Here is an 11,024-nt window from a genome sequence, read left to right as displayed (position 1 = left end):
CTAACCGCTGTAGTTGGAGTAATTATTGGAATTGCTGTAATTTCTATTGCAAAAATGATGATGTAGGAGAGATACTTTATGACATTTCAAATTAATAACTTAAATAAAAGCTTTGGTAACAAAAAAGCAGTAAATAATATATCGATTCAATTAGAAGAAGGGCAAATCCTAGGTATGCTAGGCCGTAACGGTGCCGGAAAAACAACGACCATCCGTATGATGTTAGAGCTTATTCCGAAAGATAGCGGACAAATTTTATGGAAAGGAAAGCCTTTCTCAAAGAAGAATTTAAGAATTGGTTATCTACCAGAAGAACGAGGACTTTATGCCAAAATGAATGTGTTAGATCAAATTATTTACTTTGGCATGTTAGAAGGCATGGGCAAAAAAGAGGCAAAGAATGAGGCTCTAAAATGGTTGGAAAAGCTGGAGATCTCATACGCAGCGAAGAAGCGTACCGAACAATTATCAAAAGGGAATCAGCAAAAAGTACAATTAATTACAGCGATTATACATGATCCTGAGTTTATTATTTTGGATGAACCGTTCAGCGGATTAGACCCAGTAAATGCTGATATGTTAAAAAGCGTTGTAAAAGAATTAATTGCCAAAGAGAAAACGATTATTTTCTGCAGCCATCAAATGGAACAGGTCGAATCGTTCTGTAGCCAAATCTGCATTTTAAAGGATGGAAATCTGATTGTCTCAGACCAGTTAGCGAATGTGAAGAGTACCTATGATTACCGCTATTTAGAATTAGAAACCACAGCTACCAACTTGAAGGATTATTTAAAGCTTAAACAATATGAATTCACACAAGAGAACAACCGTTATAAATTACGCATTCCACGGAGCGAGAAGATTTATCAGCTCATTCAAGAATTCGGTGAGAAATTCGATCTGCAAGGGGTCTCCTTAAAGGAGCCTAGCTTGCATGAAATCTTTATTGAACGAACAGGAGAGGATGTCATTGCGTAATTTCAGTATTGTATTTAGCACCGTTTTCAAAGAGGCTGTAAAAACAAAACCATATCTATATATCACAATTGGTCTGGTGGCATTGAGTGTACTGCTCTTTGCTTCACCAGCCATAATAAATATGTTCAGTAAGAACAGTCCAGAAGAAACCTATAAAATAATTAATCATACTTCGTTAGAAATGTCTGAACAAGAGCTAACTGGGGTGACTGGAAAATGGGAAGTTGTAGAAAATGGAAATATTGAAGAACTAAAGGAAGAGATCAAAGCAGAAGAGTTAACAGGATTTTTTGTAGTAGAAGATCAAACAAATTTAATACAGTTAAATATCTATCTGCCAAAGGTTAACAATGAATTGTTAGTCACGCTACAATCCTACATTGAACAAAAGAAGGTAGAATCCATTGTTGCTACCCAGTCTGTTGATCCGGCTGTTCTTGAAGCGTTGAATGCACCACTGCAAAGTAATGTGCAATCATTATATGAAACAAAACCTAATGCGTTGCTTATTGTGTATGGGTTAATAACAATTATGTTCTTGGCCATTTCAATATATGGAAATAATGTAGCAACGGCAATTGCTTCTGAAAAATCTTCGCGTGTTATGGAAGTGATGATTACAAAAGTAGCACCTGTACCTATGATGTATGGGAAAATTTTAGGAGTTGGCTTGGCAAGTATAACTCAAGTTTTTATCTTTATTGGAGCATTGCTAGTTTGGGCCAACATAGGAGTGTTCGATATTCCAGAAGATTCATTTGTCCAGACTATAATGGAGACACTCACATGGGAAACAGCAGCGTATATTCTCGTTTTCTTTATCATTGGCTACTTTATCTATGCTACTTTGTTTGCAATTATTGGATCCATGGTAAGTCGTCCCGATGATTTAGCAAGTGCTACGATGCCAATTATGATTATATTAATGGCAAGTTTGGCAGTTGAAATGCTCTTTGTAATGGATTCGCCAGAAGGAAGAATGACGAATATAACGTCGTATATTCCATTTACAGCACCTATGAGTGTATTGGTTAGGATTGTATATAACACCATTACACCAGCTGAAACAGCTGTTTCGTTACTCCTAATGGTTTTCTTTATCGCTTTATTTGCAGCAGTAGCAGCGAAAATTTATCCAAAAGGTGTTTTAAAATCAGATAGTTTAACATTCAAACAACTAATTAAATTTAACCAGTAGGAGGAATTTTTATGAAAATCAATATCTTTCGAAATAAACCACCTAAGGAAATGGTGAATAATACCAATATGAAGAAATTGTCAGTGGAAGAATTAAAAATGGTACATGGTGCTTCTTCATCTGTAACAAATGAGCACTTGTATGAATCCTTGACACCTGTTCATCGACCAAATCCCTATGTTTCTTAAAAGAAAAGAGTCTTCTCAAAAACATATTAAGTTTTTGGGAAGACTTTTTTATTGTGAAAATACCGATTAAAAAAATTAAGGATTTTCCAAATGTATGCAATTTTGCGAAGTGCAAAGAATTTTCAAAATCATTTAAAGTTAGATTTGTAAGGAAAAGTAAATAAAAGAAAAAACAAGGAGGTGCGAATGTGTCAAATACAAACCTAACGAAAGAGGAAATCATCGCAGCTTGGAAGGATCCGCAAGTTCGAGAGAAGTCGAACAATCTACCAGAACATCCATCAGGAAAAAGCTACGGTGATTTAACTGAGGAGGAATTAACACAAATCCAAGGTGCATCAGATGTTAAACCAGAGACAAGTCCGATTTGTTACCCGTTAATTACTTTCGTTCCTACATCGATTACAACTTGTTAACAAAAATAAAACCAAAAAAGGGAGAAATGAAAAATGGCAAACACAAACTTAACTAAAGAGGAAATCATCGCAGCTTGGAAGGATCCACAGGTTCGAGAAAAGTTCGCGAATTCACCAGTACATCCATCAGGAAAAAGCTTTGGAGATTTAACAGAAGAAGAGTTAGCACAGATCCAAGGCGCAGCAGACGTAAAGCCAGAAACAACACCTTTATGTGTAGGAGTAATTATCGGTTTAACAACATCTATCAAAATTTGCTAATTAAAAATAAAAACCAAAAAAAGGGAGAAATGACCATGTCAAACACAAACTTCACAAAAGAAGAAATCATCGCAGCTTGGAAGGATCCACAAGTTCGTGAAAAGTTCGCGAATTCACCAGTACATCCATCAGGAAAAAGCTTTGGAGATTTAACAGAAGAAGAGTTAGCACAGATCCAGGGTGCGGCAGACGTAAAGCCAGAAACAACGCCACTATGTGTAGGGGTAATCATCGGTTTAACAACATCTATCAAAATTTGCTAATTAAAAATAAAAACCCAAAAAAAGGAGAAATGAAAAATGTCAAACACAAACTTAACTAAAGAAGAAATCATCGCAGCTTGGAAGGATCCACAGGTTCGAGAAAAGTTCGCGAATTCACCAGTACATCCATCAGGAAAAAGCTTTGGAGATTTAACAGAAGAAGAGTTAGCACAGATCCAAGGCGCAGCAGACGTAAAGCCAGAAACAACACCTTTATGTGTAGGAGTAATTATCGGTTTAACAACATCTATTAAAATTTGCTAATTAAAAATAAAAACCCAATAAAGGAGAAATGAAAAAATGTCAAACACAAACTTAACAAAAGAAGAAATCATCGCAGCTTGGAAGGATCCACAGGTTCGAGAAAAGTTCGCGAATTCACCAGTACATCCATCAGGAAAAAGCTTTGGAGATTTAACAGAAGAAGAGTTAGCACAGATCCAAGGCGCAGCAGACGTAAAGCCAGAAACAACACCTTTATGTGTAGGAGTAATTATCGGTTTAACAACATCTATTAAAATTTGCTAATTAAAAATAAAAACCCAATAAAGGAGAAATGAAAAAATGTCAAACACAAACTTAACAAAAGAAGAAATCATCGCAGCTTGGAAGGACCCACAAGTTCGAGAAAAGTTCGCGAATTCACCAGTACATCCATCAGGAAAAAGCTTTGGAGATTTAACAGAAGAAGAGTTAGCACAGATCCAGGGTGCGGCAGACGTAAAGCCAGAAACAACGCCACTATGTGTAGGGGTAATCATCGGTTTAACAACATCTATCAAAATTTGCTAATTAAAAATAAAAACCCAAAAAAAGGAGAAATGAAAAATGTCAAACACAAACTTAACTAAAGAAGAAATCATCGCAGCTTGGAAGGATCCACAGGTTCGAGAAAAGTTCGCGAATTCACCAGTACATCCATCAGGAAAAAGCTTTGGAGATTTAACAGAAGAAGAGTTAGCACAGATCCAAGGCGCAGCAGACGTAAAGCCAGAAACAACACCATTATGTGTAGGCGTAATCATCGGATTAACAACATCTATTAAAATTTGCTAGTTTAATAGCTTTTATTAGCTCTTAGATTTAAAGCGTGGGGAAGGATCTTCCCCTCTATTTCAAAAATAATCAGGACCTACTTTTATAAATAGATAAGTAGTTCGTGATTATTTAATGAAATTATGAAAGAGAGTGAATGCAATGTTGTTAAAGCAAATGAAAGAAAAGAATAGCTTACAAGTATCTGAAAATAATAAAGACAAACCTTTGATTGATAATATTAGTGATTTCACTAATGAATTTAGTAGATACCTTAATCAGAATTGGGATGTAAATATAATAGATGAAGGAATGAAGCTATATAGTCAAATGCAACAAAAATTAGAACAGCCAACTTTAGTGGAGTTTATTTACCCATTCACCCTATATGCAATTAAAAAGATTGAAACAGAAATTCAACTAACCCAAAAGCTTAATGAGCGATACGGATGGAACAAGATTAAACAATCTCTAGCTGATGCTATTGCTACTGAGTTGGTTGGACTCGTTTCTAAAACAGTAACATTAGAATTACAAATTGAGAAATTGCGAGAAACTCTAAAAGGTGAAACACCTGGGGAAAGATTTGAATCATTTATTAGAAACCATGCTAGAAATATAGATTGCTTACATAGATTCTATGATGAGTATCCTTTGTTAAAAAGAGCTTGCTTAGAACGTACAGAGTTTTTCATTCATAATATCACAACTTTATTTAACAGATTAAATGATAACTGGCTGGATCTGGATCACAAGTTTGATTTAAAGGGAGCGAAATTACTAAATATCAGCATTGGATTAGGAGATACCCATCAAAAAGGGCAAACTGTAGCAAAGCTAAATTATTCCAATGAAAAGTCTATTATGTACAAACCAAAATCATTGGAAATTGTCGGAAAATATAATGAGTTAATATTATGGATTAACCAACAGAATGCTACTATTAGCTTACCAACGTATACAGTATTAGACTATGACGAATATGGATTTGAAGAATGTATTATTCAAAAACCATGTGAATCAGAAGAAGAAGTTACAAGATACTATACACGCTTTGGACAGCTGGTAGGACTAATGCATATGATTAATGGAGCAGATATGCATTATGAAAATATCATTGCGAATGGAGAATATCCATATTTAATAGATTTAGAAACTATTTTTCACCAATATCCAGAATTAGATTTTCCAGATAGTGCTGAAATCAAGTTGAAATATGCTCAAAGTAAATCGGTAATAGGAACAGGGCTACTGCCTCAGTCATTATTCCAAAATGCGGATGGGAGAGGCATTGATTTAAGTGCTTTAAATGGGGAAGTTCAAAAATTACCATTTCCAGTATTACAAATAGATCAAGCAAACACAGATGATATGGTCTTTAAGATGAAAGAAGGTTTTACTACAGGAGCGAAAAACATTCCCTATTTAAATGGTCAAAAAGTGGATACACAAGCTTATTTATCTCACATTATTGATGGATATGAACAAATGATGCGATTCATTTTAAAATTTAAGAAGGAACTGATTGAAGGTCCAATTCAAAGCTTTGCAAAAAGCAAAGTTAGAATTATTTTAAGAGCTACACAACAATATGCAAATTTCTTAATGGAGGCAACACATCCTGATTATTCAACAAAACAAGTAGCATTAGAACAATTATTTGAGCGATTATGGTTTTATCCATTTAAAGATAAGCGAGTAATACCGCATGAGTTGAAGGACTTATTACAAAGGGATATTCCATACTTCTATACAACTGTTGATAGTAAAAAGCTATATATAAGTCATCATAAGAGCATTCCTGATTTCTTTCAAAAAACCGGTCTAGAAATAGTAACAGAAAAAATTAATAACTTATCTGAAAAAGAAATTCAAGATCAAAAAAGATGGCTAATATTAGCTATAGGAGTAAATCTACAAGATGTCAAGGCTTCTAAAGAGTTAGAAAATAAGCTGTTTCCTAGTCATCAAGTGACTTCATTAAAAGATTTCGCATGTCAAATTGGAGATTACTTGATTGATGAAGCAACATGGTCTGATGATCAAAAAACAGTATCATGGCTAACTATTCAAAGTCATGAAAATACTTGGAATGTCACGCCGATGAGTATAAATTTATATGATGGGTTGGCAGGAATAGCTTTATTCTTTACGCAACTATATAAAGAAACAAAGCAGGAGAAGTATAGGGCTACAGCTCAAGCAGCAATGGAGTCAGCCTACCAAACATTTAAACAACCTCAAGGATTAGTTTCAGCATTTTTTGGGGAATGTTCATTATTGTATACACTTCATAAAATGCAGGAGATTGCTCCTGAATCAAGATATGATAATCAGATAAAAAAAATTCAATCAAAATTGCTTCATGAAATAAGCAATGATAAAGAATTAGATTTCTTAGGTGGTTCAGCAGGGATTATATGCTTGGCAGCCACTTTGTATAAGGAGACGAAAGAGGAGATTTATAAAGATATTATTCATGCATATGTTCAACACCTATTATCCAATTCAACTAGTAGAAAGGGAACTAGGGTATGGGTTAATAGACATACAAATACAAGATTAGGAGGTTTGTCACACGGTGCTTCCGGAATCGGATTAGCATTATATGCAGCAGGAAAGGCCTTGAATGATCAACATTTAATGGAAATCTCCTTAGATGCTTTAGATTATGAAAAAGAATTATTTGTTCAAGGAAAAGGCTGGAGAGATGTAAGGGTTGAAAACCCTCAGTATAAGCATTCATGGACACATGGAACAACAGGAATTGGGATTAGTCATTTACTAAATGATAAAGAGAAATATTCTTTAGTTATTCAAGAAGCATTTACCGTGTTAGAAAAACAAGAAAAAAAGCAAAACAATTCGTTAAAAGATGGGAATTTAGGAGATGTTGAATTATACTTACTAGCTAGTCAAAAGTTAAATAATGATCGATATAAAGATAAAGCAGTTTCTTTGGCAAATGAAATTTTAGAATCTATTATTACAAAATCTGATTATGGGGTAGAGAACGTATGTGATTTTGAAGCAAAAGGTTTGTTTAATGGTTTGGCAGGGATTGGATATCAATTGTTAAGAGTTAATAACCCAAAAGAGATACCTTCCATTTTAACATTAGGGTTAGATGAAGCCTTGGATTAACTTCCAAGGCTTTTTACGTTTGAGGGGAAAAAGTCTACGTTTAAGTAATAAAAATCTATAAGTTGGTACGTATATTATAGAAAAGTAGGTTTATATGGGATAAATATCAATACTAGTATCATATTTATTAAAATAAAGATAGAAAAGGAGGGAATAAAATGGTCTACACTTTAAAGGAACAGGCATTATTAAACCATTACAGAAAATATCGGAATTTTTCAGAACTTGAAGAAATCAAATTGATTCATGGATTTCGTATTTTTATGATGGATTTCAAGAAGGTTGCTATTATTTATACACTTGCCCTTATTCTTGGGGTAGCATGGCAATTAGCTTTAGTCCATATAGGTTTTTTCTATTTCCGACAAGTAGCTTTTGGGTTACATGGTACTTCTTTTAAAACCTGCTTGGTAGCAAGTACAATTCTATTCCTCGGTTTTACACATATCTTTAACATAGTGGAGTTCTCACTAAATTCTATTTGGATTATATTTTTTGCTTGTATAGGAGTGCTTTCATTATTGGCACCGATTAGTTCACAGAAAAATAAAATAAGAAGTGTTAGGCATTTTAGTTATTTAAGAAAGAAAATGTATAAAAGGTTCTTACTAACGATGATAGCAATTATAGTACTTCCCCTAACCATTTCAAAATTTATAGTTGGTGGAATGTTACTTGAAACATTTATTATTATATATTCTTGGTTAAATACAAAGGAGGAAATCAAATGTTAAAATATTTAAAAGGGTTTAAACACTTAGCTATTATGAGTGCAGCAGCATTTATTGGAATTGCAGAGAGCAGCGTTAATATAATGTGTCTTGGATTATTTGATGAAATAGAGTTGCCAGAAGAATTAAAAAATATTGAACTTTAAATAGGGATCTGGTATATAATGGTTATAGTAAAAATTGTTAAAGGAAGTGCAGAATGGATTTATTAACGATTCACTCTCTATTAACAGTCATTATTCAGATGCCATTATTATTATATTTCTACACATATGTATTAGACTTGAAGTGGTCAAAAAAAGAACTCTTAACTATTATCTTTGTTATATTTTTACCAATATGTATATTATTTCAATTTATTGGTTCAACATCCGTATTTTATTTAGTAATCATTTTAGCCATTATGATCTACCTAAAAACAAAAATAATTGGATTCTTTTTTCATATGCTTATGTCGCTCATTCTTTTAGTAATCAGCGATAATCTATCTTATATAATAGCTTTTCGTTTACTTCATGACATAGGAAATCAGGAGATAGTTTTTATAGGCTATCTATTACTTTTAATAGTATTTGCTATTACGTTCGCTTTTTGCTACAAACAAATAATGAAATATTTAATTAGTCACTGGGTATTTAATAACTATGTTTCTTATATCTTTCTTTTATTGGGTATTGCAACAGTAGTCTTTATTTACATCAATATCATGGCAATTGATTATGATAATTTCTATGAGAGCGTGCAAAATAATCTAGCACTTTTCCTAGTTTACTTTGTACTACTAGCGATTAGTATAGTTGTACTTTCATATTTAGCATTTAAACAATTTAAAATGAAGCAACGTGAACAAGAAATGAGGAATTTCGAATCCTATGTTGCATCGCTTGAACAAATTAATCAGGATATGCGCAAATTTAAACATGATTACGTCAATATTTTATCTTCTTTACGTACATTTATTGATGACAAGGATTTCGATGGTTTACATACATACTTTTACGATCATATTTTAGAAGCAAACCATCAGGAACAGCTAAACCAGCAAGCTATGATGAAACTAAAAAACATGAAAATAAATAGTTTAAAAGGATTATTAACAACGAAAATTTTACAGGCACAATCTCATCGTGTACCGTTTTATCTTGAGATTGTGGAGGAAATTACGGATATTTCAGTAGATCCAATCATCTTAAACCGAATGATCGGTATTCTGTTGGATAATGCAATTGAAGCTGCACGAGAAATTGAAAATGGCGAAGTACGTATAGCATTTATTAAGATGAATGAAGAGGTCTTATTCGTTGTTACAAACACTTTTGATGAGAAAACAAATATAAAGGTACATGAAATCTACCAAGAAGGTTTCTCTACAAAAGGGGAAAATCGAGGACTAGGATTAGCTAATTTACTTCAGATGAAAAATGAATTGAAAAATGTTCGTTTGAATACGAAAATTAGTTCTCCTCAATTCATTCAAGAAATCGCTTTTGAAAGGTGTAGGTAAGATGGACATTGTTATTTGTGAAGATGATTTAGTTCAATTAGAAAGAGTAAAAAAAACAATCGAAAACTATGCAATGATGGAAGATAACGGGATGGAAGTTGTTCTTGCTACAAACAACCCTGATGATGTCCTTTCATTTTTAAAGAGTGGAAAAGCTGATTGTTACTTTTTAGATATAGACTTAAATCATGAAATGACAGGCATCGCATTAGGAAGCCAGATTAGAGAGACTGATCCTATTGCCAGCATGGTGTTTATTACAACACATGCAGAAATGAGTTATCTTACATTTATTTATAAGCTGGCAGCATTAGATTTTATTATTAAAGACAATCCAGATATTTTAAAAGAGAAGCTTTTGTCTACATTAAAAGAAGCGCATCGACGTTATTTGAAGATAGGCGAACAAGATACTATTCAAAAATTACAAATCAAAACGAATGGGCGTATTCAAAATATTGATTTTCAGAATATATATTTTTTCGAAGCTTCGCCAGATTCACATAAAATTATCTTGCACTTAGAAAATGAACATATCGAATTTTACGGTCGCTTAAAAAATTATGAAGATTTACATTCGGATTTTTATCGCTGTCACAAATCTTTTATTGTAAATAAAAGCAAGATTCAAAACATCGATTCAAAAGAAAGAGTCATTTTTTTAGATAATGGGGAAGTTTGCTATGCATCAGCCCGGCTGATTAAAGGTCTATTAAAGTGAATGGATATATTTATGGAGATTTGTTGATGAGGCCAACTGATAACATACATAAGCATTATAATTTTTTATATATTAGTCTTGTTAAGGAAGAGAGAGGCTCTTAAAATAAAATGTTCGTTCACATTGAAGGTATTAATATCGAGCATCCCATTATAAGGGATGCTTATTTGTTATTTTTTGGTCTGCGACTTTCATTGTTATCATTGCCTTTATTGATATTACTGGAATAGTTTGGGGAAATATAAACAAGAAGTAGAAGATTATAAAGATATAATTACATAAATTACTATTCTTATAGGGAGGTTGAAAACCCTAAGATACTATTTTCGACAATTACTTCAAGAAATAGTGGAAGAGCAAGTTATTTTAAGATTAGGTCTGAATGAAGATGTTGCAATAAATAATTTTTAAAACGTTGTTTTACCGCGCTTTTTACATCTCTTGTCAACGATATTAAACTCTCAGAGCTTACAGGCGGCATGATGTAATCATGCCCTCAAACCCTTGATATAAGGAAATTAAAGGATTTTGCTAACAAAATAATGTTTAAATTTGAGACTTCTCATCTAGTTTTTAAACTTTTGA

15 protein-coding genes are annotated in these 11,024 nt (G+C 32.9%); all 15 read left to right on the top strand.

The window, feature by feature from the left end; genetic code table 11:
- Window positions 1-78: 78 nt before the first annotated feature.
- The 15 genes from JOC75_RS22915 (at window position 79) to JOC75_RS22845 (ending at window position 10,439) form a co-directional block, all read left to right on the top strand.
- Window positions 79-978 carry an ABC transporter ATP-binding protein gene (locus tag JOC75_RS22915; RefSeq protein WP_204956250.1) on the top strand — a complete coding sequence of 300 codons (900 nt, stop codon included), beginning with the start codon at window positions 79-81 and terminating at the stop codon, window positions 976-978.
- Window positions 971-2,176 carry an ABC transporter permease gene (locus JOC75_RS22910; protein WP_204956249.1) on the top strand — a complete coding sequence of 402 codons (1,206 nt, stop codon included), beginning with the start codon at window positions 971-973 and terminating at the stop codon, window positions 2,174-2,176. Before JOC75_RS22915 ends, JOC75_RS22910 begins: the two co-directional genes overlap by 8 nt.
- Before the next feature lie 11 nt (window positions 2,177-2,187).
- Entirely contained in the window at window positions 2,188-2,364 is a 177-nt protein-coding gene (locus JOC75_RS22905; RefSeq protein ID WP_204956248.1) for a hypothetical protein, read from the top strand.
- A 188-nt stretch (window positions 2,365-2,552) separates the two neighbouring features.
- Complete coding sequence (locus JOC75_RS24100; RefSeq protein ID WP_204956247.1) at window positions 2,553-2,780, top strand: mersacidin/lichenicidin family type 2 lantibiotic; 228 nt, start codon at window positions 2,553-2,555, stop codon at window positions 2,778-2,780.
- Between the two features lie 33 nt (window positions 2,781-2,813).
- The gene (locus tag JOC75_RS22895; protein ID WP_204956246.1) at window positions 2,814-3,041 is read left to right on the top strand and encodes a mersacidin family lantibiotic; all 228 of its coding nucleotides are present in this window, start codon (window positions 2,814-2,816) and stop codon (window positions 3,039-3,041) included.
- A 35-nt stretch (window positions 3,042-3,076) separates the two neighbouring features.
- Window positions 3,077-3,304 carry a mersacidin family lantibiotic gene (locus tag JOC75_RS22890; RefSeq protein WP_204956245.1) on the top strand — a complete coding sequence of 76 codons (228 nt, stop codon included), beginning with the start codon at window positions 3,077-3,079 and terminating at the stop codon, window positions 3,302-3,304.
- A 36-nt stretch (window positions 3,305-3,340) separates the two neighbouring features.
- Window positions 3,341-3,568, top strand: a complete 228-nt coding sequence (locus JOC75_RS22885; RefSeq protein ID WP_204956244.1) for a mersacidin family lantibiotic — start codon at window positions 3,341-3,343, stop codon at window positions 3,566-3,568.
- A 36-nt stretch (window positions 3,569-3,604) separates the two neighbouring features.
- Window positions 3,605-3,832: a mersacidin family lantibiotic gene (locus tag JOC75_RS22880; RefSeq protein ID WP_204956244.1), complete on the top strand. Its 228-nt coding sequence runs from the start codon at window positions 3,605-3,607 to the stop codon at window positions 3,830-3,832.
- 36 nt (window positions 3,833-3,868) lie between these two features.
- Entirely contained in the window at window positions 3,869-4,096 is a 228-nt protein-coding gene (locus JOC75_RS22875) for a mersacidin family lantibiotic (RefSeq protein WP_204956244.1), read from the top strand.
- Between the two features lie 36 nt (window positions 4,097-4,132).
- Window positions 4,133-4,360 (top strand): mersacidin family lantibiotic, encoded by a 228-nt coding sequence (locus JOC75_RS22870; protein WP_204956244.1) that lies wholly within the window; start codon window positions 4,133-4,135, stop codon window positions 4,358-4,360.
- A gap of 141 nt (window positions 4,361-4,501) precedes the next feature.
- Window positions 4,502-7,483: a type 2 lanthipeptide synthetase LanM family protein gene (locus tag JOC75_RS22865; protein ID WP_204956243.1), complete on the top strand. Its 2,982-nt coding sequence runs from the start codon at window positions 4,502-4,504 to the stop codon at window positions 7,481-7,483.
- Window positions 7,484-7,641: 158 nt separating this feature from the next.
- Window positions 7,642-8,217, top strand: coding sequence for an accessory gene regulator B family protein (locus JOC75_RS22860; RefSeq protein WP_204956242.1), 576 nt, complete (start codon window positions 7,642-7,644; stop codon window positions 8,215-8,217).
- Window positions 8,211-8,360, top strand: a complete 150-nt coding sequence (locus JOC75_RS22855; RefSeq protein ID WP_204956241.1) for a cyclic lactone autoinducer peptide — start codon at window positions 8,211-8,213, stop codon at window positions 8,358-8,360. The genes JOC75_RS22860 and JOC75_RS22855 overlap by 7 nt, the downstream gene beginning before the upstream one ends.
- Window positions 8,361-8,413: 53 nt before the next feature.
- A complete protein-coding gene (locus tag JOC75_RS22850) occupies window positions 8,414-9,718 on the top strand; it encodes a sensor histidine kinase (RefSeq protein ID WP_204956240.1) in 1,305 nt (434 codons plus the stop codon).
- Window position 9,719: 1 nt separating this feature from the next.
- The gene (locus JOC75_RS22845) at window positions 9,720-10,439 is read left to right on the top strand and encodes a LytR/AlgR family response regulator transcription factor (RefSeq protein WP_204956239.1); all 720 of its coding nucleotides are present in this window, start codon (window positions 9,720-9,722) and stop codon (window positions 10,437-10,439) included.
- Window positions 10,440-11,024 lie beyond the last annotated feature (585 nt).

Origin of the sequence: Metabacillus crassostreae (assembly GCF_016908395.1) — a bacterium.
GTDB classification, from domain to species: domain Bacteria; phylum Bacillota; class Bacilli; order Bacillales; family Bacillaceae; genus Metabacillus; species Metabacillus crassostreae.
Note: the sequence above shows the minus strand (reverse complement) of the source record. Positions and strands in the feature narration are given on the sequence as shown.